22 protein-coding genes and 1 riboswitch are annotated in these 25,521 nt (G+C 62.4%); of the genes, 6 read left to right on the top strand and 16 right to left on the bottom strand.

The features are described 5' to 3' along the window. Positions 1-813, bottom strand: an 813-nt coding sequence (locus AC0L14_RS03860) for an FAD-binding oxidoreductase (RefSeq protein ID WP_473748691.1), incomplete at its 3' end; no start/stop codon positions are given. Between the two features lie 23 nt (positions 814-836). Continuing rightward, the gene (locus AC0L14_RS03855; RefSeq protein ID WP_473748690.1) at positions 837-2,084 is read right to left on the bottom strand and encodes an aromatic ring-hydroxylating oxygenase subunit alpha; all 1,248 of its coding nucleotides are present in this window, start codon (positions 2,082-2,084) and stop codon (positions 837-839) included. Positions 2,085-2,299: 215 nt separating this feature from the next. Continuing rightward, positions 2,300-2,500: riboswitch (cobalamin riboswitch) on the bottom strand. Between the two features lie 520 nt (positions 2,501-3,020). Between AC0L14_RS03855 and AC0L14_RS03850 the strand changes: the two genes are divergently transcribed. The 3 genes from AC0L14_RS03850 to AC0L14_RS03840 all read left to right on the top strand — a co-directional run bounded on the left by AC0L14_RS03850 (position 3,021) and on the right by AC0L14_RS03840 (position 3,895). Further along, the gene (locus AC0L14_RS03850; protein WP_123146291.1) at positions 3,021-3,224 is read left to right on the top strand and encodes a DUF680 domain-containing protein; all 204 of its coding nucleotides are present in this window, start codon (positions 3,021-3,023) and stop codon (positions 3,222-3,224) included. A 121-nt stretch (positions 3,225-3,345) separates the two neighbouring features. Further along, positions 3,346-3,570 carry a DUF680 domain-containing protein gene (locus AC0L14_RS03845; RefSeq protein ID WP_473637315.1) on the top strand — a complete coding sequence of 75 codons (225 nt, stop codon included), beginning with the start codon at positions 3,346-3,348 and terminating at the stop codon, positions 3,568-3,570. Between the two features lie 88 nt (positions 3,571-3,658). Further along, positions 3,659-3,895, top strand: a complete 237-nt coding sequence (locus AC0L14_RS03840; protein WP_473637235.1) for a DUF680 domain-containing protein — start codon at positions 3,659-3,661, stop codon at positions 3,893-3,895. A gap of 85 nt (positions 3,896-3,980) precedes the next feature. On the opposite strand, the gene AC0L14_RS03835 is transcribed toward AC0L14_RS03840, so the two are convergent. The 5 genes from AC0L14_RS03835 to AC0L14_RS03815 form a co-directional block, all read right to left on the bottom strand. Next, on the bottom strand, positions 3,981-5,093 hold the full coding sequence (locus AC0L14_RS03835) for an ABC transporter ATP-binding protein (RefSeq protein WP_473748689.1): 1,113 nt from the start codon (positions 5,091-5,093) through the stop codon (positions 3,981-3,983). Between the two features lie 24 nt (positions 5,094-5,117). Continuing rightward, a complete protein-coding gene (gene bglA, locus AC0L14_RS03830; protein ID WP_473748688.1) occupies positions 5,118-6,782 on the bottom strand; it encodes a beta-galactosidase BglA in 1,665 nt (554 codons plus the stop codon). A gap of 4 nt (positions 6,783-6,786) precedes the next feature. Continuing rightward, on the bottom strand, positions 6,787-7,941 hold the full coding sequence (locus AC0L14_RS03825; protein WP_473526227.1) for a carbohydrate ABC transporter permease: 1,155 nt from the start codon (positions 7,939-7,941) through the stop codon (positions 6,787-6,789). Position 7,942: 1 nt separating this feature from the next. Further along, complete coding sequence (locus AC0L14_RS03820; protein WP_473526226.1) at positions 7,943-8,956, bottom strand: carbohydrate ABC transporter permease; 1,014 nt, start codon at positions 8,954-8,956, stop codon at positions 7,943-7,945. Between the two features lie 239 nt (positions 8,957-9,195). Further along, a complete protein-coding gene (locus AC0L14_RS03815; protein ID WP_473484359.1) occupies positions 9,196-10,551 on the bottom strand; it encodes an ABC transporter substrate-binding protein in 1,356 nt (451 codons plus the stop codon). Positions 10,552-10,914: 363 nt separating this feature from the next. On the opposite strand from AC0L14_RS03815, the gene AC0L14_RS03810 reads away from it, so the two are divergent. Both AC0L14_RS03810 and AC0L14_RS03805 read left to right on the top strand, forming a co-directional pair. Then, positions 10,915-11,937 carry a substrate-binding domain-containing protein gene (locus tag AC0L14_RS03810; RefSeq protein ID WP_473526225.1) on the top strand — a complete coding sequence of 341 codons (1,023 nt, stop codon included), beginning with the start codon at positions 10,915-10,917 and terminating at the stop codon, positions 11,935-11,937. Positions 11,938-12,117: 180 nt separating this feature from the next. Beyond that, the gene (locus AC0L14_RS03805; RefSeq protein WP_473748687.1) at positions 12,118-12,930 is read left to right on the top strand and encodes a class I SAM-dependent methyltransferase; all 813 of its coding nucleotides are present in this window, start codon (positions 12,118-12,120) and stop codon (positions 12,928-12,930) included. Between the two features lie 198 nt (positions 12,931-13,128). Here the strand turns inward: AC0L14_RS03805 and AC0L14_RS03800 are convergent, their stop codons facing one another. The 3 genes from AC0L14_RS03800 to AC0L14_RS03790 are packed head-to-tail and all read right to left on the bottom strand — an operon-like array spanning position 13,129 to position 15,828. Then, positions 13,129-14,607, bottom strand: coding sequence for a S8 family serine peptidase (locus tag AC0L14_RS03800; RefSeq protein WP_473748686.1), 1,479 nt, complete (start codon positions 14,605-14,607; stop codon positions 13,129-13,131). Next, entirely contained in the window at positions 14,597-15,265 is a 669-nt protein-coding gene (locus AC0L14_RS03795) for an anti-sigma factor (RefSeq protein WP_473748685.1), read from the bottom strand. Before AC0L14_RS03795 ends, AC0L14_RS03800 begins: the two co-directional genes overlap by 11 nt. Further along, the gene (locus AC0L14_RS03790; RefSeq protein ID WP_473748684.1) at positions 15,262-15,828 is read right to left on the bottom strand and encodes a sigma-70 family RNA polymerase sigma factor; all 567 of its coding nucleotides are present in this window, start codon (positions 15,826-15,828) and stop codon (positions 15,262-15,264) included. Before AC0L14_RS03790 ends, AC0L14_RS03795 begins: the two co-directional genes overlap by 4 nt. Before the next feature lie 495 nt (positions 15,829-16,323). Here AC0L14_RS03790 and AC0L14_RS03785 point away from each other — a divergent pair, with 495 nt between their 5' ends. Beyond that, positions 16,324-17,328 (top strand): zinc-dependent alcohol dehydrogenase family protein, encoded by a 1,005-nt coding sequence (locus AC0L14_RS03785; RefSeq protein WP_473748683.1) that lies wholly within the window; start codon positions 16,324-16,326, stop codon positions 17,326-17,328. Positions 17,329-17,417: 89 nt separating this feature from the next. Here AC0L14_RS03785 and AC0L14_RS03780 read toward each other — a convergent pair whose 3' ends face one another. The 6 genes from AC0L14_RS03780 to AC0L14_RS03755 form a co-directional block, all read right to left on the bottom strand. Next, complete coding sequence (locus tag AC0L14_RS03780) at positions 17,418-18,257, bottom strand: alkaline phosphatase family protein (RefSeq protein WP_473748682.1); 840 nt, start codon at positions 18,255-18,257, stop codon at positions 17,418-17,420. An 8-nt stretch (positions 18,258-18,265) separates the two neighbouring features. Then, positions 18,266-19,918, bottom strand: coding sequence for an ABC transporter ATP-binding protein (locus AC0L14_RS03775; protein ID WP_473526220.1), 1,653 nt, complete (start codon positions 19,916-19,918; stop codon positions 18,266-18,268). Beyond that, positions 19,918-20,742: an ABC transporter permease gene (locus tag AC0L14_RS03770; protein WP_473526219.1), complete on the bottom strand. Its 825-nt coding sequence runs from the start codon at positions 20,740-20,742 to the stop codon at positions 19,918-19,920. Before AC0L14_RS03770 ends, AC0L14_RS03775 begins: the two co-directional genes overlap by 1 nt. A gap of 11 nt (positions 20,743-20,753) precedes the next feature. Next, on the bottom strand, positions 20,754-21,713 hold the full coding sequence (locus AC0L14_RS03765) for an ABC transporter permease (RefSeq protein ID WP_473748681.1): 960 nt from the start codon (positions 21,711-21,713) through the stop codon (positions 20,754-20,756). A 16-nt stretch (positions 21,714-21,729) separates the two neighbouring features. Further along, positions 21,730-23,319, bottom strand: a complete 1,590-nt coding sequence (locus tag AC0L14_RS03760; RefSeq protein WP_473748680.1) for an ABC transporter substrate-binding protein — start codon at positions 23,317-23,319, stop codon at positions 21,730-21,732. A 156-nt stretch (positions 23,320-23,475) separates the two neighbouring features. Further along, positions 23,476-25,461, bottom strand: coding sequence for a CocE/NonD family hydrolase (locus tag AC0L14_RS03755; protein ID WP_473637224.1), 1,986 nt, complete (start codon positions 25,459-25,461; stop codon positions 23,476-23,478). Between the last annotated feature and the right edge of the window lie 60 nt (positions 25,462-25,521).

Raw genomic sequence — 25,521 nt, 5'->3', positions numbered from 1 at the left:
CTTTGCCGGCGATGCGAACGGCGCCGGCATTTCCTCCACCCCTGGGGCGGCAAAGCTTTCCTGATGATAGTTGGCCATGTCGAAGCCGGCTGCCTCCAGCATCTGCCGCACCGCGCGCATGAACGGGTCGGGGCCGCAGCAGAAAATTTCGCGCTCGCGAAAATCGGGCGCCAGCAGCGGCAGCCGTATCGCGTCGATCCGGCCCATATGGCCGAACCAGCCCTCGCGGCTGGACCGCTCCTCGATCATGAAGCCGAGCGTCAGGCCCGGCATGCGGCTGCCGAGCAGCTCGAGCTCCTTGCGGAAGATGATCTCCTCGGGCTTTCGCGCGCAGTTGACGAAGCCGACATCTGTCCATGGCGCGCAGTCGTTCAGCCAGCGCAGCATCGACATCATCGGCGTCACGCCGGAGCCGGCCGAAATGAACAGATACTTGGCCGCGGGATGGCTGTGCAGCGAAAAGTCGCCCGTCGGCCCATAGGCCTTCACGTGAACACCGGGCTTCAGACTGTCGAACATCCAGCGCGTGCCGAGGCTGCCGGCCTGCGCTTTCACCGTCACCGCGATCGAGAACGGCCGCGACGGCGAGGACGACAGCGTATAGGTCCGCATCAGCGGGCCGTCGGTGGTCGGCAGTTCAAGCGTCACGAACTGCCCCGGTCTGTAGCGGAACCAGGTCTGGTTATCGGAGCGGAAGGTGAAGGTCTTCACGTCAGGCGCCTCGTCGCTGACGCCGATCACTTCCAGCACCTGGAGCCTGTCGTTCCAGGGCGCCATCTCGTCGAGATGGCGGTAGAGGCCAAGGTCCGTCATCGCATTCATCCCCTTGACCTCGCTCAGGCGACGCTGCGCAGCGCCGGCCGGCCGGCCTCGGCAAGGCGCGGCCCGATGAAGGAGGCGTACCATTCGACGAACTGGATGACGCCGCCCTCATGCAGTTCCGAATAGGGGCCGGGCTCATAGGCCGGCGACAGGATGCCGAAGGAGTTTTCCTCAACGATGCGGCGGTCCTGGTCGTTGGTCTCGGTCCAGACATGGGTGAGATCGGCGAGGTCGTAATCGACGCCTTCGACCGCGTCCTTATGGACAAGCCATTTGGTGGTGACGGCCGTTTCCGTGGCACTGATCGGCAGCACGCGGAAGGTGACCGCGTGATCGCCGAGGATATGGTTCCAGGTCGTCGGATAGTGATAGAGCAGCAGCGAGCCGATACGGTCGGTCGAAACGCTGTCGGAAAGGTTCTTCTTCACCGCGCGTCTTCCCGTCATCGTATAGCTGACGGCGTCGCGCAGCAGCGGCGCGCGGGTGGCGCGATACTGCCCGGCCGGATCGATGCGGAACTTGCTCGGCAGGCCCGCCGCCTCGCATTTCGCCCAGTGCGCGAGCATCTCCGGATCGCTGTCGGCGCCCTGCACGCCGGTCACGGTCGGCGCTTCCGGGAATGTCTTGCACAGTTCCGGATGGTTGCCGGCGCAATGATAGCACTCGCGGTTGTTCTCCCAGACGAGCTTCCAGTTGCCCTTCTCGACGATGGTCGATTCGAAGGCGACCTTTGCCTCGCGCAGCCGGTGCGGCAGGAGGTAAGGCTCGATCATGGCGCGCATCGGCGCGAAATCGGCGGGCTCCTTGGCCAGGCAGACGAAGATGTAGCCACCGATGCTTTCGCAAGCCACCGGCTTCAGGCTGAACTGGCTCTTGTCGAAGCTGTCCGCCATCTGCCTTGCGAACAAGAGCCGGCCGTCCAGCTCGTAGGTCCACTGGTGATAGGGGCAGACGAGCTTCGCCGCCGTACCCTTGTCGGCGTTGCAGACGCGGCTGCCGCGATGCCGGCAGGAATTGTGGAAGGCGTTGATCTTGCCTTGCTGGTCGCGGACCAGCACGACCGGATAGTCGCCGATCTGGGCGGTGATGTAGCTGCCCGGCTTCGGCAACTCGCAATCGTGGCCGATGAACACCCAGTCGCGATACCAGATCAGCTCCATGTCGAGCTTGAAGAAATCGGGATCGGTGTAGAAGGGCTGCTCGAGCGAGTAGCCTTCCCTGCGGCCGTGCAAGAGCCTCAGCATGTCGTTGCGCGCATCCATGTCCTGTCCTCATAGCCGTCGCATCGGCCCGAAATCGGAATCGATTTCGGAAAGCACGATGCGCAATTCAAAGTCTTGGAGCGTACTTTGTGCGTCCAAATGGACGCACGTCGCTCCAAAGACTGAACTGGTGGTGATGGAGGGAGGATCGGCCGCAAGCCGGCGACAGGGCCGGACATGCACTATCCACCTCTTGACCGCCCACCGCGATCAGTCGAGTCTAGAAATCTCGGGCTGGTTTCCGGGCTCTGGAGTGTCCTTGCGGACCATCGCGACACCTTCCCAGGCTTGGGCCCAGTGGTCTCCCGTTGCGACTTGAACTCCACCACCGTTGCGGGGGCAGCGCCGGGTTCTGACCGGCTTCCCAATTCTCCGCTTCGTCGTCACCAAGCGGCACCTGAGATGGCGTGATCTAATCATGACGGCCGGCTGACTGTCCGCATGAAAGCGACATCGTATCCATGCGGCGCGACACCGCCGGCGAAACCTGTGGGCCGGGATTTGAGGAAGGTGAACTTTGCGCCTGCTGCGAGCGCTGCCGGTTCTGAAAGCGTGCCGGATTGACCATTGCAGGGCGCCGAAATGGTTAACGATTCGACAACAACTCAGCGCCGGCTTTTTAAGCCGCTTCTAAAATCGAACCGAACGGTTCGTTTCTGTTGACAATGCGTGCATGACACTGTGAACGCAGGTCCGGCAATCCGTCAATGGTCGATTAGCCTCTTTGTCCTAAACCTTTGAAAACAAGCCAGAAAGCAATGACGATAGAAGCCTCTGGTACAATTTCAAGGTGTAGATTCTTGGTCCACACGGAACAACTTCGTGATTGGAATCCGCCGGATGGCCTTCCCACATCGGGGCTGTCCGAACGACGCGAATTCCTCCCAAGACACGCCGCTAGACGGACGGAAAACTAAAGATACTGGAGTTCCAAAAATGAAAAAGATTGCTCTTACTGCCGTCGCCGTTCTGGCCATCACCGGCAGCGCCTTTGCTGGCAGCGACCATTATGGGTCCAACGGCGCCAATCAGCCGACCGCCTCGGTCGACAGTTCGTATACGGCTTCCATTCAGAAGTCGGCTCACGCTGAAAAGCCCGTCGACCAGGGCGCCGACCGCAACCTTTTCGGCAACAATTAACAGCTGATCCCAGACCATGATCCCGAAGTGGAAACCGGTTTTTGGAAAAGATCATGGTCAAACAACAAGACAAAGCGGCCAGTCCGCCGCTCGGGATCTGAAAAATTCAGGAGTACTAGAAATGAAGAAGATCATTCTTGCCACCGTCGCCATCCTGGCTGTCTCCGGCAGCGCTTTTGCCGGCAGCGACAACTTTGGATCGAACGGCGCCAACCAGCCGGCCGCTGCGGTCGACAACGGCTCGTACACAGCTTCGATTCAGAATTCGGCTTCGGCGCAGAATCCGGTTCCGGCTGACGAGAAGCCCGTCAATGGCAGCGACCGTAACCTCTTCGGCAACAACTAATGTCGATCCCAACAGCAGCGGCGGCATTGTCTTTCACAAAGACCGCGGCCGCCGCGCTGATGGGATACGAAAATCCAGGATTACTGAAATGAAGAAGATCGTTCTCACCGCTGCGGCACTTTTGATTGCTGCCGGCAGCGCCTATGCCCGCAACGACAACGTTGGCGGAACCGACATCAACAAGCAGGCGACCGTCAACGTCGACAACACGCAGACGTTTTCGGTAAGCAATACCGGCTCGCCGGTTTACAAGCTGCTCAATTCCTCGGGCGACGTACAGAAGTCCGCCCCGCAGGGCAGCGACCGGAACCTGTTCGGCCGCTAACAGCGACCTGAATGCAATGCACAAGAGCGGCGGGCCTTGCCCGCCGCTCTTGTTTTTGCCTTCGCCAAACTGCCTGATCCAGTAGTTAGGCTGCCTTTGCTTCCGCCATGTGGAGTGTGAAGGAATGTCCGTCGACGTCGAAAATATGCAGGTCGCCGGGATCGGCATTCAACCGCAACGCAGCGCCGCGCTTGACTTCGACATTGCCTGGCAGCTTGGTCACCAGCGGCAGGTCGGCGCGGCCGATGTCGACATAGACGAGCTGGACCTCGCCGAGCTGCTCGACATAATCCACCGTTCCCTCGAAAAGATAATCGGCGCCGGTGGCGATCATCAGATCCTCCGGCCGCACGCCGAAGCTGACCGAAGCACCCTTCACTGACGCCGGCGTGGCGATCGGCACCGTCGCCTTGCGCCCGCCGACATGACTGACGATGGTCGGGTCGCCTGATTTGTCGATCGTCGCCGGCAGGATGTTCATGGCCGGCGAGCCGATGAACTGGGCGACGAACAAATTGCCGGGTCTCTTGTAGAGCTCCATCGGCGTGCCGACCTGCTCGATATGGCCCTCCTTGAGCACGACGATGCGGTCGGCCAGCGTCATCGCCTCGACCTGGTCGTGGGTGACGTAGATCATCGTTGTAGCAGGCATCGACTCCTTGAGCTTGGCGATCTCGATGCGGGTGGCAACCCGCAGTGCCGCGTCGAGGTTCGACAGCGGCTCGTCGAACAGGAAGACCTTCGGGTTACGCACGATGGCGCGGCCGATGGCGACGCGCTGGCGCTGGCCGCCCGACATCGCCTTGGGCAAGCGGTCGAGATATTTGGTCAGCTGCAGGATTTCCGCCGCCTGGCGCACCCGCTTGTCGATCTCGGCCTTGCTCTCCTTGCCGATCTTCATCGAGAACGCCATGTTGTCGTAGACGGTCATGTGCGGATAGAGCGCATAGGACTGGAACACCATGGCGATGCCGCGCTTCGACGGTGGCACGTCGTTCACCACCTCGCCGTCGATCTTGAGCTCGCCGGAGGTGATTTCCTCAAGCCCGGCGATGGACCGCAGCAAGGTCGACTTGCCACAGCCCGAAGGGCCGACGAAGACGATGAACTCGCCCGACTTGATGTCGAGGTCGATGCCGTGGAGAATATTGAGATTGCCGTATGATTTCTTCACTTGCCTTAGCGTGACATCGGCCATGATTCCCTCCAGTGAATTGCCAACTCAGTCGATGCGCCCGAACCAGGCGCCGTAGCCGCCGAGGCGGATAGAGCCGGCGACAGTCTGTCCCGAAAACCCGTGCCCCGGCAAGGGCTGCAGCGAGCGTCCGCCGAGATCGATTTCGGCCGGTCGGCTGCCAAGATTGAAGGCGCAGACGATCTGCTCATTGCCCTCGCGGCGCGTGAAGGCGACCGTATCGCCCTGGCTTTCGATGAAGTCGATTTCGCCCTTGGCCAGCGCCGGATGTAAACGGCGGAAGGCAAGAAAGCGCCGGTAATGTTCGAGCAGCGAGCTGTTGTCGCCCTGCTGCACATCGACCGCTTGCGAAAGGTGCTTGGTGGGCACGGGCAGCCAGGGCTTTGCCTTGGAGAAGCCGCCATTGCTGTCGGCGCCATTCCAGACCATCGGCGTGCGACAGCCGTCGCGGCCCTTGAACTCCGGCCAGAAGCGGATGCCGTAGGGGTCCCGCAGATCCTCGAATTGCAATTCCGCTTCGCCAAGACCAAGTTCCTCGCCCTGATAGATACAGACCGAGCCGCGCAGCGACATCAGCAGCGCCGAGATCACCTTGAGATAAGCGGTCCGGTCGGCCTCGTCGGCCGCCCAGCGCGAGGCAGTGCGCATCACGTCATGGTTGGAGAAGGCCCAGCACGACCAGCCGTCGCTGGCGACCTTGCCGAAGGCCTCCAGCACTGAACGCACCTTTGCCGCGCTGATCTTTTCGGGCGCCAGGAAGTCGAACGAATAGCACATGTGCACGCGCTTGCTGCCGGCGGTGTAGGCCGCCACCACCTCCAGCCCGCGCTGCGAATCGCCGACTTCGCCGACCGCCGCCGTCGCCGGATATTCATCAAGCAGGGCGCGGAAGCGTTCGAGGAAACCGAGATTTTCGGGACGGCTCTTGTCGTAGAGGTGGTCCTGGTAGTTGTAGGGGTTTACGGAAGGAGCAGTCTGGTCGTTGCGCTGTTCGGGCGGCAGCGGCGGATTGTCCTCCAGGCCCTGGCTGTGGAAGTAGAAATTGATGGTGTCGAGGCGGAAGCCGTCGACGCCGCGCTCCAGCCAGAAGCGGGTGACATCGAGCAGCGCATCCTGGACCGCGCGGCTGTGGAAGTTGAGATCGGGCTGCTCGGCCAGGAAATTATGCAGGTAATATTGCTGGCGGCTGGTGTCCCACTGCCAGGCCGAACCGCCGAAGATCGACAGCCAGTTGTTGGGTGGCGTGCCGTCGGGCTTGGCGTCGGCCCAGACATACCAGTCCGCCTTCGGGTTGGTGCGGCTCGAGCGGCTTTCCCTAAACCACGGATGGATGTCGGCAGTATGCGACAGCACCTCGTCGATCATCACCTTGAGCCCGAGCCTGTGCGCCTCGGCAGTCAAGGCATCGAAATCGGCCAGCGTGCCGAACATCGGATCGACGTCGCAATAGTCTGATACGTCGTAGCCGAAATCCTTCATCGGCGACCTGAAGAACGGCGAGATCCAGATGGCATCGACGCCGAGCGCCGCGATATAGGGCAGCCTGCGGATGATGCCCCTGAGGTCGCCGATGCCGTCGCCGTTGGAGTCCTGGTAGCTGCGCGGATAGATCTGGTAGATCACGGCACCTCGCCACCAGTCGCGGTTGACGGCGACGTCGGGGCTCAATGTCGCTTTCACAGCGGATTGCATAAGCTCAACCTCCTTTCACCGAGCCGGCGAGCAGCCCGCGGACGAAATAGCGCTGCAGCGAGAAGAACACGATCAGCGGCACGACAATGGTGATGAAAGCCGATGTCGTCAGAATCTCCCAGTCGCCGCCGCGCGAGCCGAGCAACGCGTTGAGCTTGGCAGTCAGCACGATCTGGTCGCCCTCGGTACCGAGGAAAACCATCGCGACCAGCAGGTCGTTCCACACCCAGAGGAACTGGAAGATGGCGAAGGAGGCCAGCACCGGGAATGACAGCGGCAGCACGATCTTGACGAAGATCTCGAAATCGCTGGCGCCGTCGATGCGCGCCGATTCCATGATTTCGCGCGGCAGGCCGGCAATGTAGCTTCTGAGGAGATAGATGGCGAAGGGCAGGCCGAAGCCGGTATGCGCCAGCCAGATGCCGAGATAGGTTTTCGACGGCACGCCGAAGAAGCTGCCGACGCCGTTGTAGAGCTTCAGCAGCGGGATCAGCGACATTTGCAGCGGCACGACCAAGAGCCCGATGATGACCGCTATGAGCAATGCGCGGCCGGGAAAGCGCATCCAGGCCAGCGCATAGGCCGCGAATGCCGCGATCAGGATCGGGATGACCGTCGCCGGAATGGTGACGGTCAGCGAATTCATGAAGGAGCGGCCGATGCCTTCCGAAAACAGCACCGTGTCGTAATTGTCGGTGGTGAATTTCGGCGGCGCCGACGAGGCGTAGTAGACGCGCTGGCCGCGCTCGCCCTCGAAGGCCTTCGTTGAGGTCATGACGAAACTGCCGTCGGCGTTGAGCTGCAAGGTCTCGCCGTCGCCGAGATCGGCTGTGGTGCCGGCGGGATATTGCGTCGGCGCCGACGACTTGACGCCGAAGGCGCTGATGTCGCGGGCCGGATCGTCGCCGAAGATGTTGCCCTCGAGGACGAACTTGCCGTCCTTCTCGACTTGCGCCGAGGCGGGTGGCAGCCGGCCCGCTTCCGTCTGGGTGGAACTGGCGAACGAGTTCCACCAGCCCGAGGCGATGATCTGATCCTTGTCGCGCAGCGACGAGACGAGAATGCCGAGCGTCGGGATAGTCCAGATCGCGACGAAGATGAAGACCGCGATATGGACGCCGAAACGGCTGGCAAAGGACTTTCCGGTCGCCGCGGCCATCTCAATGCCCTCCCGTCTCTTTGTTGGCCTGGCGGATGTTCCAGACCATGATCGGAATGACCGCGATCATGATGATGATGGCGATGGTGGCGCCGCGGCCGAAATCGCCGCCGCCGCGGAACATCCAGTCGAACATCAGATTGGCCAGAACCTGGCTGTTCCATTGGCCGTTGGTCATGGTCAGCACGATGTCGAAAACCTTCAGCACCAGGATGGTGATCGTGGTCCAGACGACGGCGATCGTGCCCCAGATCTGCGGCACCATGATCTTCCAGAAGATCTGGAACGGATTGGCGCCGTCGATGACGGCCGCCTCCAGCGTCTCTTCGGGAATACCCCGCAAGGCAGAGGACAGGATGACCATGGCAAAGCCGGTTTGGATCCAGATCAGGATGATCATCAGGAAGAAATTGTTCCAGAACGGCAGCGAGATCCAGACCTGAGGCTGGCCGCCGAAATACTGGATGATGGCGTTGAGCAGACCGATCTGCGTCTGGCCCGCGCCGCGATACTCGTAGATGAATTTCCAGATGACGCTGGCGCCGACGAAGGAGATGGCCAGCGGCAGGAAAATCAGGCTCTTGGCGATGGTGCCCCACCAGATCTTGTCGGTAAGGACGGCGATGATCAGCCCGAGGAAGGTGCAGGCGGCAGGCACGACCGCCAGCCAGATGATGTTGTTGAAGATGGCGTTGCGGAACTCGCGGTCGCCGAACGCCCATTCATAATTGGCGAAGCCGACGAAATTGGCGCCACCGCGATCGAGCAACGACAGCCTCAGAGTCTCCACGACCGGGTAGATCAGGTAGATGGTGAGGATGATCATGGCCGGGCCGACGAACAGCCACGGCCGGATCATCCCCTGCCGGCGCAGATTGTCGATGGCCGCAGCACCTGCAACGCCGCGCGACGGGAAGATGATGTCCACCAGTTTGTTGGCGCCCCAGAAATAGGCGACGCAGCCGCCGACGCCGACGATGATGACTGTTATGGCCGAGAAAATCTGTGCCGCCACGGGTCCCTCCCTCTGCGCATGATCCGCCAGTCGAGAATGGCCTTGGCGACGGAATCATGGCCGATTCAGTTGTTTGGAATGCGACCGGATGCGAGGCGGGTTCTGCTCTTGCGGGTCGCGCGTCATGCCGGAATGTGCTCACAAACAAAGATTACTGCGCCGCGGGCCGCCGGTCGGATCCGGGCCACTGAGGCCCGGATCCATTCAGGATCGGCAGTCCGAACGTTCAGCCGGGCCGCCTACTTGATCGCGTCCCAGCTCTTCTGGATGTCGGTGGCGACATCCTGGGCGGACTTGCCGCCGACGAGATCGATCATGCCGGTCCAGAAGGCGCCGGCGCCGATCTTGCCCGGCATCAGATCGGACCCGTCGAAGCGGAACGTCGAGGCTTCGGCAAGGATTTCGCCCTGCTTCTTCAGCGCGTCGCTGGCATAGGCGTCCTTGTTGGCCGACTTGAACGGCGTCACGAAGCCGCCCTGCGCCATCCAGATCTCATGGGCGAGCGGCATCTTCAGGAATTCGATGAACGCGCGGGCACTCTTGCTATCCTTGGTGATCATGGCCAGCGTGCCGGCGCCGAGCACCGGGGTGCCGAGGTCGGGCTTGGAGGCGTAAGGTGGGAAGTAGAAGAAGTCGACGTCCTGGCCGACCTCAGTGCCTTCCGGGAAGAAGGTCGGGATGAACGAAGCCTGATGATGCAAGTAGCATTTAGGCGGCACCGAGAAGAGGCCTTTCGGGCTGTCGCGGAAGTCGGTCGCCGCAACTGCCTTGGCGCCGCCGTCGACCATCTTGTCGTCGGTCGCGATCTTGCCGAACATGTCGATGGCGTTGACCACCGCGGGGTCGTTGAACGGAATCTCGTTCTTCACCCATTTGTCGTAAGTCTCGGGCGTCTGGGTGCGCAGCATGATGTCCTCGACCCAGTCGGTCGCCGGCCAGCCGGTGGCGCCGCCCGAACCGAGCCCGATGCACCATGGTGTGCCGCCGTCGGCGATGATCTTCTTTTCAAGCTCGGCGAGCTCTTCCTGCGTCTTCGGCACCTCGTAGTCGGCTTCCTCGAAATTGTCCGGCGAGTACCAGACCAGCGATTTCACGTCGGCCTTGTACGGGAAGGCGAAGAAGCCCGGCTTGCCGTCCTTGTCGTTGAAGGTGCCGAGATCGACCCATGACTGGCCGGCGCCGTAATTGTCCTTGATCCAGTTGGCGGTGTCGTCGCCGAGCGGCGTCAGCAGGCCCTTGGACGCCAGATCCTGGATCAGGCCCGGCTGCGGCAGCACGGCGATGTTGGGCGGGCTGCCGGCCTGCGTGTCGATGACGATCTGCTGTTCGTAATTTTCCGACGAGGAGTATTTGATCTCGGCGCCGGTGGCCTCCGAGAAATAGTCGAGAACGGTGCGGATGAGGGCTTCGTCCTCGCCGCGCCATGGTCCGAAGATCGACAGCGTCTCGCCCTTGAGGTCGACCTTCTTGAGCTCTTCGTAGTTCGCCCAGTTGAAGCGGGGGTCTTCACCCGGCTTGAACTTCAGTTCGGCTTGCGCCGGCGCGCCTAGGGCGAGCGTGACAAACGCGGCACCCAGCAGAAGCATTTTCTTCATCGGTATTCCTCCCAGTGGTCACAAGCACTCGGACGAAACCTCCATTCCGTCCGCCGACGCTGCAGGACTGTGACTCAGTCGGAAAGGAACCGCAACCTTTCGAAGAGTCTTCCAAAGCGCTTTGGTCGTTTCGATCACGCCACCGAATCGACCAGAAGTCAAGAGGACGGTAGCGTGATCGATTTAATCTCTCGACATAGATAGCGAACAAAGGGCACTGCAGCACGCTTTTCGGCGCTGCAACAGCAAATTTTGCTTCAAACCGGTTAAAAAGGGTGCTTATGGTCTTTGCATTCGGCAGCGCTGCCCGCGGCGGGGGCAGGCGATCCATAGTTAAAGCGCTTTGAGGCTTGGAGGCCTCCGGTGAACCTCAAACAGCTTTCCCACATGCTGGCGCTTTCGCAGACAACGGTAAGCCGTGCGCTGAACGGCTACCCGGAAGTCAACGAGGAAACGCGCCGGCGGGTGATCGACGCCGCCAAGCGCCACGGCTACCGCCCCAACCCGAGCGCGCGCCGGCTGGCTACCGGCAAGACCGGGATGATCGGTTATGTCTTGCCGACCGGGGCGGCCGTCGACATCGACCCGCATTTCGTCGAATTCCTGTCCGGTCTCGGCGACTACGCCCGTTCTCACGAACTCGACCTGGTGCTGTCCCCGGCCGATGCCGACGACCAGGAGACCACCTATCGGCGCATCGTCGCCAACCGGCAGGTCGACGCCGTCTACATCTCGTCGCCGAGGCCGGCCGACCGGCGGGTGGCGCTGGTCAACACGCTCGGCATCCCCTTCATCGTCCACGGCCGCAGCGAAGGCCTCGATTTCGACTATCCTTTCACCGATATCGACAATGAGGGCGCCTTCCATGAGGCGGCACGGCTGCTCGTCCAGCTCGGTCACCGGCGGCTGGCGCTGATCAACGGCGACGACCGCGAGACCTTCGCCATTCACCGCGAGCGTGGCGTGCGCCGGGCGCTGGCGGCGAGCGGTCTGGCGCTTGGCGAAGGCCATGTCTGTTCCCTCGCCATGACCGAGGAGAACGGCTACCGCGCCGCCAGGCGCCTACTTGAGCAAAGCGATGCGCCGACCGCGATCGCCTGCTCCAGCCTGATCATGGCGCTCGGCGTCGTGCGCGCGGTGCGCGATCTCGGCCTGACCATCCCCGGCGACCTGTCGCTGATCGCCCATGACGACGTTTTCCCCTGGCTCAAGCCGGAGAATTTTTCGGTGCCGTTGTCGACGACGCGTTCGTCGATCCGCTTGGCCGGCGCGCGCATTGCCGAGCGGCTGGCGGCGCGGATTTCCGGATTGGAAGAGGGCGCCCGCGGCGAAGTCTGGCCGGTCGATCTGGTGATCAGGGGATCGGTCGCCGGTGCGCAGGCCTAATGGTCAAACTCAACCACTCTGAGCGACCGAGTTCGATCCTTCTCGGCCTTTCGTTCGGAGAACTTCTACGGCAAGCCCTGACCCCAAAGCGGACATGCGGCCTTGAGTCAATGTTTACTAGCCACCTGTGCGCCGGGTGCTAAGCTACGACGATTGCGCATCCTTTATTCGAGGCAGAATATGTCTTCAACCTTCATTTCAAAAGGCGCTGATGGCTACGATCAATACATGGGCAGATGGAGCAGGCGTCTAGCCCCATTGTTTTTGGATTTCGCCGGCGCTGCGGATGGAGAGCGGATCATAGACGTTGGATGTGGAACGGGCAGCTTGACGTTCTTGATCCCAGCCCGAGCAAATATCTCAACCATCGAGGCTATAGATTACGAGGAACAATTCATTGAGGCGTTGAAGCGGCGGAACAGCGACTCTCGGATAACTGCAAGCCAAGGCGATGCTTGTGCGTTACCATTCGGCGAAAATCAATTCGATCGCGCTCTGTCTATGCTCGTTCTACATTTTGTGTCGGACCCGCATCTGGCGGTAAGTGAGATGCTTCGCGTGGTGCGACCCGGTGGCATCGTTGCTGCGACCGTTTGGGACACCTTTGGGGGAATGCCCAGCCAGCGCATTTTCTGGGATACCATCGCCGCAATCGAGCCTAGTACATTCGCCCGGCGTCGCCTCGCTTTAGTGAGACCCATGACGTTCCCCGGCGAGATGACGCGCGCATTCGTTGGTGCTGGCCTTCAACAAATCACAGAAGCGACGCTAACCATTCGAATGGAATTTGCGAAGTTTGACGACTATTGGCTTCCACTTATCAACGGCCAAGGCACGTTGGCAGCATTCTTGGCCACGCTGCCTGATGGCGTTCCGGAGAAAGTTCAAGCCAGTGTTAGACAAGCCTACCTATGTGATCAACCAGACGGCCCACGCAGTTTTGCGAGCGTAGCTTGGGCCGTCAAAGGAATAGTGCCAAGTCGAGCAGCATAGGGAACGCCGGCAGGGCTTACCCGCGACAATCGGGGACGTCTGCTGTTGGCGCTGCCTGCTCGTTCCGATTGGCGAGGCGGAGGGCAGAAAACCACTCATCTCGGGCATCTTCGGCAACGAGTTTTGAGCCTATTGCATGTCGCTTAAAAAGTGCTGCCGTTTGGGATAATGCACAAACAGAAGCTTGAAGCGCAAAACCTACTCCTTGGCTGCCTCAGCCGCTTTGATATCCAGCAGCCCATAGCCGAAATCATTGTCCCTGCCCTTGGGCCCGAGATCCCTTGCCGTGGCGGCCAGCGCTTTCTCGACCCAGTCGGCGGAACGGTCGGGCGCGGCATGAAAGAGATTGGCGATCGCGCCGGTCACGATGGCTGCGGCAAACGAGGTGCCGGTGACCACATCCGAACCGGCCCCGCTCGGCGCCACCATCTCGACGCCGGGAGCGGAGAGGAAGACGTAGGCGCCGCGATTGGCTTGCTGCATCAGCCCGTCCTTGGCATCGGTAGCAGTCACCGCGATGACGCCGTCGAAGGCGGCCGGGTAGCCGTAGGGCGCCTTGGGTCCGTTGTTGCCGGCGGCGGCGACCAGCACGATGCCCAAGGCGCGAGCATTGCGGCAGGCGATGCCGAGCAGGTCGTTCTTCGGGCCGACGAAGCTCATATTGATGATGCGGACATCCTGCTCCGCCGCCCAGTCGAGCGCCGCCAGGATGACATCCATGGTCGACTTGCCGCCCTCGAAGGCGCGGGTGTGATAGATCTTGGCGCCCGGCGCCATGCCCTTAAGCGCGCCGACGCCGGCGATCAGGCCGTCGATCGAGGTGCCGTGATCGCGCGCCTCGATCGGCACGTCGGGCATGGCGTCGAACTGATCGGCGATGACGCCGGAGAGCGCCGGATTGGTATCGTCGATGGCGGTGTCGATGACGGCGACGCGTACATTCTCGCCGCTCGCCGCTCTCGAATCGAGCGCGATGCGCTCGAAGGCATAGTTGACGATGGTGGCTGCCTGCTGCAGCGAGTAGATATGGTTGGGCTCGCGCCGCAGGGTGCGGCCGTCGGCGGCAAGCTGCGCCAGCACGACACCGACCGGGCGGCCGTCGGGAATGCCGAAGCGCACCAGCGTGGTGCCGAGCAGCTGAGACTGGCGCTGCGAGCGCACCTCGAGGCCAAAGGAAGCGGCGATCTGCTGGACGGCGTCGCCATCCACCGTCACCAGCACCTCGTCGGGCACGAAATCACCGACGACGGCGCGCCGCGGTTCGGCCGCGACGAGATCGGTGGGCGAAACGATTGGACCGCCCGCCGCGGCGGCCTGTATCGCTGCCGCACCGGCGGGCGGGACCGGCGGCGGCAACGCACCGCTGGCCGGATCGCGGCGTGGATCGGGCGTCGGCAGCGGCGCCTGGCCGTCGCCGACCGGATTGGGGAACAGGTCGACGATCAGCGCGGGGAGAAAGACAGCACCTGTCGCGGCGGAACCTGTGCCGGGCCTTTCGCCGCTACCATCCTCTGTGTCGCCCTTGACGCAGTCGGCCGCCGCCGTCCCTCGGTTCAGGCAGTCGATTTCTGCCTGGGTGAGGTTCGGATCATTGGTCTGCGCCAAGGCCGGCGCGGCGGCGATCGTCATCGCCGCCACAACGAGCGCCGCAAATCGAATGACCGCCCTAGCCGCCATCGACCGGCTTCCTTCCCTCGACCACAGCCTCCGCGAAAGGCTGGGCGGCAATAAGCCCAAGCACTTTTTCATAGTCGGCGGCAGTCGTGGCCGGGATGCCAAGGCGGAACACGCCCTCGGCGGTCGGCCCGCCGGCAATCTTCAGCTGGTGTTCGCCAAGAAAAGCGACAATGTCGGCCATCTTCGCGTCCGGCTTGAACTTCACCAGCGCGAACGGCATTTTCGCCAGATCGCCTTGCTGGCCGGCAATTTCGAAATCGCTGTCCAAGCCGCCGGGCTGCTCAAACGACTGCACGACAACAAGCGCCAGCAGAGCCGCGGCCGCAGCCCAGGCGACGGCGGCGGGAACCGCCGTGAAGCGGCCCCACGCTTGTGCCAGCCAGGACGACGACGCCGGCGCGCGCACCGGGCCGGCCTCGGCGTCGAGCGCCCGGGCGAAGCGGCTGAGCGCATCGGCCGGCGGACGGATCGCCTCATTGGATGCAGCGGTGCTGGAGAATTCTGCTTCGGCCTCGCCGAGTGCGGCAAGCGCTGCCGGGTCAGTCGCCAGCCATTCCTCGACGGCTTCGAGCTCCGCACCTTCAAGCGAGCCGTTCAGATAGAACGGCAGCAGCGTTTCCATTTCATCGCGACGCGACATCTTTTCAGCGGCGCTCATGGCCACCCCCTGTCGTAACCGGCGGCCTTGAGGGCCTCGCCGAGTTTCCTGCGGGCGTAGAACATCCTGGTCTTGACGGTGGCAACCGGAATGCCGAGCACCTCGCCGATCTCGGTCACCGACTGTCCGTGGTAATAGGCAAGGTCGATCACCGTTCGGTGTTCTTCCGGCAAGGCATCGACGAAGCGCCGCAACGCGGCGCCCTTGTCTTCCTTCATGGTGACGACTTCCGGCGTATCGGCGCCGTCGGCGATCTGGGCCGCGTCATCGTCGTCGATCCAGTCTTCCTTTTTCTTGCGCAGCGACGACAGCGCCTTGAAGCGGGCGATGCCGAGCAGCCATGTCGAGACTTCCGAGCGGCCCTCGAAGCCGGGCGCCTGGCGCCAGAGTTCGAGAAACACCTCGTTGGCGATATCGTCGGCCATCATTTCCGATCCGGTCTGGCGCACCACGAAACGGTAGACCCGCGCGTGGTGGCGCATGAACAGGAGCCGCACGGCGGCGCGGTCGCCCTTCGCGACCCGGCCGACAAGCGCGCGATCGGTTTCCGTCGCTGCCGTCATGGCCGATCGAGCCGCCTGGCTCCTGTCTGCTCTGTCGCTGATCGGCCCAAAAAGGTTCACCGCTTTCCGCCCGGATTTTCGAAAGCTAACCGAAGAGCGGAGAGGTTGCCAGAGTATACCGTTCCCCCGTTCTTAGGGGTCCAGTCTCAGTCAGGGGCGCCAAGCAAAAGGCGGCCGTCAGGCTCGCAATGACGACGGCCACAAGGCGGCTCATGCGCGTCGGGCAAGGTGCAGTCCTTCAGCCTCGGACGGAGCGCCATTGGACGACACCGCCGCGCAGGATTCCCGACAGTTTTGTAACTCACCGGTCCGCTGCCGGGCGACTAAGGTCCCGATCGCAACCACTAACCCAGCTGAAGAAGCGAATGTCATGACCAACTACAGCTTTGCGGCCGCGACTCGCGGATCGATCGCCGATGCCGGTGTTGGATGCGCTCAATCGTCCATGCGACTGGTGGGGCGCATGAAGCCTTGCGCGGTCGGAAGGAGCTATCCATGAGACAGATTAGGCTGAAAGCGCCGGGAGGCTTGGAAAATCTCAAGCTGGTCGAGACGGATTGCCCGGAACCAGGGCCGGGTGAGTTGCTTGTCAGGATACGGGCGTGTTCGTTGAATTTCCACGACAGCATGGTGGCGCTGGGAAAGAAACCGTGCGCCGATGGCCGTATCCCGCTGTCCGATGGCGCTGGAGAAGTGGTTGCGGTCTCAGATGATGTCCAAGAATTCAAGGCCGGAGATGCCGTCGTCAGCACCTATTGGCCCCATTGGCTGGCCGGCGAACCGACGCCAGCCAATAAGACGGGCGAATTGGGAGATGATGTTGACGGCTATGCCCGCGAATATGTGTGCATGCCGTGGCACGCCTTCACAAGGGCACCGGCAGACTTCACGCATATGGAGGCGGCAACGCTTACCTGTGCCGGCGTTACCGCCTGGAAAGCCCTGATGGTGTGCGGGCAGGTAAAGCCCGGTGATACGGTGCTGGTCCTTGGCACGGGAAGTGTATCGCTGTTCGCGCTGCAATTCGCAAAAATTGCGGGCGCTCGCGTTATTGCAACCTCCTCATCGGAGGAGAAGCTGGAAAAGCTGAAGCGGTTTGGAGCCGACATTGTCGTCAATTACAAGGCAGTGCCGGATTGGGGCCAGAAGGTAAGGATTTTGACGGACGGACGCGGCGTCGATCATGTGATCGAGGTTGGCGGGCCCGGCACGTTGGAGCAGTCGATAACAGCTTGCAGGATGGGCGGCCACATCGCACTAATCGGTGTCTTGACTGGTTTTGCCGGACAAGTTTCGATCCCGGCCCTGTTTTCCAATCAGATTAGGGTAAGCGGAATCTCGATTGGCAGCAGGGCAGACCAAGAAGACATGATTCGTGCCATAGAGGCCAACCGTTTGAAGCCTGCTATCGACCGCGGTTTTCCGCTGCAGGAGATCGCCAATGCCTTCAAGCACTACGAGTCCCAAAAGCATTTTGGCAAGGTGTGTCTCGAATTTTGACTGCTGTATCTGGCCTCCATTTGGCGTTGCGCATTTCGGCCCCAGCTTCATGTTCTCCGTAAGCAAGCAGGCTAGGCACCCCACCCCATTCAGTCGAGAAACGACTTGGCCTTCATGGTGGCGGGCACCGGCACGCCGAGGCGCGCTAGCACAGTCGGCGCAAGCTGCAGCTGGTTGAGCAGTGTATCGGCCTCCGGACCCTTGCCCAGTCCGAAATAATACAGAGCAAAATCCTGCATCTCGTCGTCATGGCCGCCATGATGGCCGCGATCGGTCTGGCCGTGATCGGCGGTGACGATGACCTCGTAGCCGGCTTCCCGCCACCTCGGCAGGAAGGTGGCGAGCATGCCGTCCATCGCATAGACGGCATGGTCCATCTCGTGGCAGTCGTGGCCGAAGCGGTGGCCCATCGAATCCAGCGTGCAGGTGTGCAGGATGCCGTAGTCGATGCCGTGGCGTCTGGTCAGCATGGTCAGCGTCGCGAACAGGTCGACGTCGCTCGGCGTCATCTGGTTCCTGGAATTGTAGCCGGTCATGGTGTGGAACCGGCCATGGGTGATCGGCCCGCCCGGCTCGTCGAACTCCATGTCCTCGACCAGATCGAACGGAGAGGCCCGGAAGAATTCTGACCAGTAGGAATGGGTGACCGCGCCGGTCTTGCCGCCGGCCTTGCTGACTTCGGAGAAGATATCAGGTTGCTCGACGCGGAACCGGTTCTCGTTGGTCAAGATGCCATGCACCTGCGGCGCCACGCCGGTGTGGATCGAGGCATAGCAGCAGGCCGAAGTCGATGGCAGCACGGAGCGCATCTTCCAGATCCGCGCTTCGCCCGATTGCACCCAGCCTTCGAGATTGCCCATCAGCCGGCGCCAGTTGCGGTAAGGCACGCCGTCGAGGATGATCAGCAGAAGTTTTGTCGTCAGCGCCACCGGGATGTTTAATTCCCCGCGCTGGCCATGCGCCGTCCCTTGATCGCCTTTTCCAGCCAGCCAATCTCCATTTCAGGGACTGAGGACAAGAGAAGGTCGGTATAGGCATCGAAGGGCGGCGCCAGCACCTGGCTCTTGGCGCCGTAGCGCACCACCTCGCCGCGATACATCACCGCGATCGAATCGGCGATCGACTTCACCGTCGCGAGGTCGTGGGTGATGAACAGATAGGCGACGTTTTCCTCCTTCTGCAGCTCGAGCAGCAGCTTCAGGATGCCGTTGGCCACCAGCGGGTCGAGCGCCGAGGTCACCTCGTCGCAGATGATCAGCTTCGGCTTGGCCGCCAGCGAGCGGGCGATGCAGACGCGCTGCTTCTGGCCGCCGGAAAGCTCGGCCGGGTAGCGGTCGACGAAGCCCTTGCCCATCTCGATCTTGTCGAGCAGTTCGGCGACGCGGGCGTCACGTTGCCTTCCACGCAGACCGAAATAGAATTCGAGCGGCCGGCCGATGATGGTGCCGACGGTCTGGCGCGGATTCATCGCCACGTCGGCCATCTGGTAGATCATCTGCAACTGGCGCAGATCTTCCTTGGGCCGGTCGGCAAGTCGGTTGGCGAGCGGACGCCCGTCGAAGGTGACGGTGCCTTGTTCTGGTGGCAAGAGGCCGGTGATGGCGCGCGCCAGTGTCGACTTGCCCGACCCGGACTCGCCGACCACGGCCAGCGTCTGGCCCGGATAGATGTCGACCGAGACGTTCTTCAGCACCTTGATGTGGCTGCGGCCATAGGCGGCGGTGATGTTCTTGACCGACAGGAACGGCGTCGTGCCGGGCTTCTGCTCCTGGTGCTCGATCTCATGCACCGAGACCAGCGCATTGGTGTATTCCTGGCGCGGTTCCTTGATGATCTGGCGGGTGCCGCCCCATTCGACCAGCCGGCCATGGCGCAGCACCATGATCTCGTCCGAGACCTGGGCGACGACGGCAAGGTCATGAGTGATGTACAGCGCTGCGACATGGGTGTCGCGGATGGCGTCCTTGATCGCCGCCAGCACGTCGATCTGCGTCGTCACGTCGAGTGCAGTGGTTGGCTCGTCGAAGACGATCAGGTCGGGCTCGGAGCACAGCGCCATCGCCGTCATCACACGCTGCAGCTGGCCGCCGGACACCTGGTGCGGAAAGCGCTCGCCGATGCTTTCGGGGTTCGGCAGGCTGAGCTTCTTGAACAGCGCGATGGCACGTTTTTCGGCGGCGGCCCGTGTCGCCGTGCCATGCAGCAGCGTCGCCTCGACCACCTGGTCCATCAGTCTGTGCGCCGGGTTGAAGGCGGCGGCAGCCGATTGCGCGACATAGCAGACCTCGCGGCCGCGCAGCTTGCGAAAGCCTTCCTTGCCGCCCTTGAGGATGTCGCGGCCGTTCAGGATGACCTCACCGCCGGTGATGCGCACGCCGCCGCGGCCATAGCCCATCGACGCCAGGCCGATGGTCGACTTGCCGGCGCCGGACTCGCCGATCAGGCCGAGCACCTTGCCCTTCTCGAGTGTCAGCGAGACGTCGTGGACCAGCACGATGTTCTTCGGCGCCTCGCCCGGCGGGAACACGGTGGCCTCGATGCGCAGATTGCGGATGTCGAGCAGCAGGGATTTTGGTCGCTGGTCAGCCATTATCCGCGCCCTCCCTTCAGGCTTGTCGTGCGGTTGAGCACCCAGTCGGCGACAAGGTTGACGGAAATCGCCAGCATGGCGATCGCCGCAGCAGGGATGAGCGCTGCCGCGATGCCGAAGACGATACCGTCCTTGTTTTCCTTGACCATGCCGCCCCAGTCGGCGCTAGGCGGCTGCACGCCGAGGCCGAGGAAGGACAGCGTCGACAGGAACAGCACCGCATAGATGAAGCGCAGGCCGAGTTCCGAAACCAGCGGCGACAACGCGTTGGGCAGGATCTCGCGGAAGATGATCCACACGCTGCCTTCGCCGCGCAGCTTGGCCGCCTCGACGAAATCCATGACGTTGATGTCGACGGCGACCGCCCGCGACAGGCGGTAGACGCGGGTCGAGTCGAGAACGCCCATGACCAGGATCAGCGTCACCAGATTGGTTGGCAGCACCGAGAGCACGACCAGGCCCATGATCAGCGTCGGGATCGACATCAGGAGATCGACGAGGCGCGACATAAGCGTATCGAACCATCCGCCGAAAACCGCCGCCGAGAAGCCAAGGATGGCGCCGAGCGAGAAGGACAGCGCGGTGGCCAGCACCGCGATGAACAGCGTGACGCGGGCGCCGTAGATCATGCGCGAAAGGAGGTCGCGGCCGAGATTGTCGGTGCCCAGCCAATGTGTCGCCGACATCGGTCCCCAGACATCGCCGACGATCTCGCCATTGCCATACGGCGCGATCCAGGGTGCGAAGATCGCCGCCAGCACGAACAGCGCAGTCAGCACCAGGCCGATCAGCGCAGGGACGGGGATGCGTTTTATGTCGAGCATGCTCGCTCCCCTTATTTCGGGTGTCTAAGACGCGGATTGGCGACGATCGCCGCTATGTCCGCAATGATGTTGAGGCTGATATAAACGGCGGCGAAGATCAGGCCGACCGCCTGCACCACCGGCACGTCGCGCTTGGTGACGTGGTCGACGAGATATTGCCCCATCCCCGGATAGACGAAGATCACCTCGACCACGACGACGCCGACGATGAGATAGGCGAGGTTGAGGATGACGACGTTGATGATCGGCGCAATCGCATTGGGAAAGGCATGCCGGCGGATGACGGCGAATGCCGAAAGCCCCTTGAGCTCGGCGGTTTCCACATAAGCGGATTGCATGACGTTGAGGATCGCGGCGCGCGTCATGCGCATCATGTGGGCGAGCACCACCAGCGTCAGCGCCGCCGCCGGCAGCATGATCGCCTGCATGCGTTCGCCAAAAGGCATTCCGTCATAGACCGTCGAGATGCCGGGGAAGATCTGGTATTTCACGGCAAAGAAATAGACGAGCACGTAGCCGATAAAAAATTCGGGAAACGACGTCGAGGCGAGCGCCAGTCCGGAGATCAGTTTGTCGACCCAGCCATTGCGGTAGCGCACCGCAATCAGGCCGAGGATGATCGCCAGCGGCACGGCCACGACTGCCGCCCAGAAGGCGAGGAACAGCGTATTCCACAACCGCCCCTTGATCGACGTCGCAATATCCTGCCCGCTCGACATGGCGGTGCCGAGATCGCCGGTCACGACGCCGCCGAGCCAGCGGAAATAGCGGATAAAGGCCGGATCGTTGAGGCCGAGCTGCTCGCGCAGATTGGCGAGCGATTCCGGTGTCGCCGACTGTCCGAGGATGGCTTGCGCGACATCGCCGGGCAGGATTTGGGTGCCGGCGAAGATCAGGACCGATACGGCCAACAGCAGGAGGATACCCAGCGCAATGCGCTGGGCCACCAGTTTCACGAGGGGTGAGGACATATCCGCAAAGCCGGGCTCAGGCTTCGAGCCAGCACTTTGCCAGAGCGTACCCGTTCATCAGCTCCTGATGCGGATCGTCGACCCAGCCGGCGACCTTGGCGCCCGTCGCGTCGATAAACTGGTTGAACATCGGCAGGATGAGACCGCCCTCGTCGCGAACGAGCATCGCCATGTCGCGATACATCGCCTTGCGCTTGGCCTCGTCGAGCTCGGCGCGGGCCGCCAACACCATCTTGTCGAAATCCGGACGCAGGAAACGCGTGTCGTTCCAGTCGGCGGTCGACAGATAAGCGGTCGAATACATCTGGTCCTGCGTCGAGCGGCCGCCCCAGTAGGAAGCGGAGAAGGGCTGCTTGTTCCAGACTTCCGACCAGTAGCCGTCGCCCGGTTCACGCTTGATTTCCAGCGTGATGCCGGCCTTGGCCGCGCTCTGCTGATAGAGCTGCGCGGCATCGACCGCGCCGGGGAAGGCGACATCCGACGTCCTGAGCAGGACGGCGCCGTCATGGCCTGACTTCTTGTAGTGGAATTTGGCCTTGTCGGGATCGAATTTGCGCTGCTCGATGTCGTCGGAGAACAATGGGTAGGACGCATTGATCGGAAAGTCGTTGCCGAGCGAGCCATAGCCCCTGAGGATCTTGTCGAGCATCTCCTCGCGGTCGATCGCCAGCTTCAGCGCCATGCGCAGATCGTTGTTGTCGAACGGCGCCGTGTTGCAATGCATGATGAAGACGTAGTGGCCGGGTCCCGAATGGTTGCGGATGGTGACGCCCGGCAGACGCTTGATCAGGTCGACGATCTTCGGCTCGACGCGGTTGATCATGTTGACCTGGCCGCCCTGCAAGGCCGCCGTGCGCGCCGTGGCGTCGTTGATGACGATGACCTCGATCTGGTCGGCATGGCCCATCTTGTCGCCCTGCCAGTAGTTGGCGAAGCGCTCGCCGCCATGGCGAACGCCGGGCTCGTTGGTGGTGATCTTGTAGGGGCCGGCCGAGATGCCGGCGTCGGGCTTGTCCTTGCCGCCATTGGGCTGGACGATGAGGTGATAGTCGCTGAGCAGATAGGGAAGGTCGGCATTGGCCTCCTTCAGCGTCAGCACGACTTCCTTACCGCTGGCCTTGATGCTCTCGATGCCCTTCATGTAGCCGAGCGCGCCCGACTTCGCCTTCTCGTCCGAATGGCGTTCGAGCGTGGCAGCCACGTCCTCGGCGGTCACCGTCTTGCCATTGTGGAATTCGACGCCGTCGCGAATCTTCAGGGTCCAGGTCTTGGCGTCGTCCGACGCGCCGATCTCCTCGGCGATGCGGTTCTCGAGAGTGCCTTCCGGAGACAACTCGACGATCAGTTCGCCCCACATCTTGCCGAAGGCGAACGGCACCTGGGTCATGAACAGGGCCGGATCGAGGCTGTTGGTGGACTCGCCGCCGACCAGGCCGGCCTTCAGCGTGCCGCCCTTGACCGGACCCGCGGCGCGCGCCGCACTTGAAAGCAGCGAGTTGGCGAAGGTCGCGGTGACGCCGAGCGCTGCCGCCCGGCCGAGAAAATCACGACGGCTCAGTTTGCCGGATGCGACGCGCCGGCTAAAGAATTCCAGTTCGTTCGACATGTTGAGTTCCTCACTCTGTTGGTTCGACCTTGTGGTCGTTTTTTATCATTTCTTGTGAGGAGAATAATGACCGCAAGGGAACGCCGTAAGCAAGACCGAATGCGACATGCCGTGGCGTAAATCGTACGTCGCAATTGGACCAATCCGCATAAGCGCTCAAAGCAGTGCGCGCGGGATTTTCTCTTCGAAATTGCGCTCGAAAACCAGATTTTCGCCTTCATAGGCTTCGATTCTGGCGCTAACCATGAAGCTTTGCGCGTCGGACCGCATTTCGGCGGATGTTTCGGTGCGCACCGACCATCCATTTCGCGACAGCGTTTGCGTCCAATGCGTCTTGCCCGACGCCGACAGCGGATTGTCGGGATGGATCGCCCATGTCTCTCGCGCGATGCTGCCATTGGCGAGGCCATGCTCCAGATCGCGCACCTCGCCGAAATCGTCGACGATGGAAAGCGTGACGATTCCGGTCTTTTCGTCGCGATCAACATGACGTTCGGAATTGGTGGCGCGGATCGTTTCGGTTGCCCAGGGCGCGGCTGCCTCGGGTGAGGGGAAACCGACTTCGTCGCCTTGCGCCAGCGGGCGCAACGGCAGCATCAGCGTTGCCGCCGACAGGCCAAGCCGGACCGGCTCCGGCGATGGCCAGATCATCGGCCAGTAGGCGTTCGACACGGCAATACGCAGGCGGTGGCCTGATGGTACGCGATAGGCACATTGGTCGAGCACCACCCGGGCGCCGACAGTTTCGCCCGGCACCAGCGCTTGCGGGAATTCGTGCGAGTTGCGGTGCGTCAGGTTGAGCACGCCGTAGGAGATCAGCTCCGACGCGCCGTCGGGATGCACGTCGCAGAGCCGGATGGCGATGTTCGCCTGGCGCCGGTCCGACGAGACCCTGACCAGCACCTCCGGCGCGCCGACAATGTCGATCGCTTCGGTGAGCACCGGCTGGTCGAAACACACCGACAGCGCATCGTCGGGGCGCTGATCTCCGGGCAGTTCCGGGCCGAAAGTGAAGGGAAAATATTCGCCACCGGCAAGGCCGCAGCTTTGCGGCGAAGCGACGATGATCGGCTTGCGGCCTTCTGGGATCAACTCGATGTCCTGCGTTTTGATCTCAGGCGACGGCCACACCGGTTCCGCGACCCAGCGCCCCGGCCGCTCGGGATGCCAGCGCGCGGGGCTGACGCTATCCATGACATAGGCGCGGTAGGCAGGATCGGCCTCGACGCCGGTGTCGGTGCCCTTTAGCCAGCGGTCCCACCAGCGCAACGCCTCCTGCAGGAAACCGATGCGCGGTTCGGGCGCGGCATAATGCGGGTATTTGTGGATCCACGGGCCGACGATGCCTTTGACCGGCGCCTCGATATTGGCGGCGAGATGAGAAATGGTGTTGCGATAGCCGTCATGCCAGCCGCCGATCGACAGCACGGCGGCTTGGATTGCGGAATAGTCCTCGCAGATCGAGCCGCGCTTCCAGTAGGCATCGCGGTGCTGGTGCTGCAGCCACAGCGGCGCCAGGAAGGGCTGGTTCTCCAGCCGGGTCAGCCACTGGTCGCGCCAGCGGTTGTCGCCGGCCAGCAGCGGATCCGGCGGCCGCGAGGAATAGGACAGCATGGTCGAGGCCCAGCCGAAATTCTCGATCAGCAGGCAGCCGCCCTTGTAGTGGATGTCGTCGGCATAGCGGTCGACGGTCGAACAGAGACTGATCACCGCCTTCAGCGCCGGGGGCTGCTTGGCTGCCACCTGCAGGCAGTTGAAGCCGCCCCAGGAGATGCCCATCATGCCGACATTGCCGTTGCACCAGGGCTGGGCCGCCGCCCAGGCGATCACATTGCAAGCATCTTGCAATTCCTGCTCGGAATATTCGTCGTCCATAAGCCCTTCGGAATCGCCATTGCCGCGCATGTCGACGCGGATCGAGGCGTAGCCGTGGCCGGCGAAATAGGGATGCGTCAGCTGATCGCGAATGATCGTGCCGTCGCGCTTGCGGTAGGGCAGGTGCTCGAGGATCGCCGGCACCGGATCGTCGCCAGCGTCGACTGGCATCCACACCCGCGCCGACAGCCTGCAGCCATCCGGCATGACGATCCCCATATCCGGAAACTCGACGACCTTACGGGGAAATTCAGTGACGGTTTTCATGCGGGGCATAACGCTCCGCAGCGAGGCGACTTTCAATCGCTATTCGCGACTGGAGCACTA

The organism is Mesorhizobium sp. WSM4841 (genome assembly GCF_055811515.1).
This window is presented reverse-complemented; position numbering and strand designations above follow the sequence as displayed.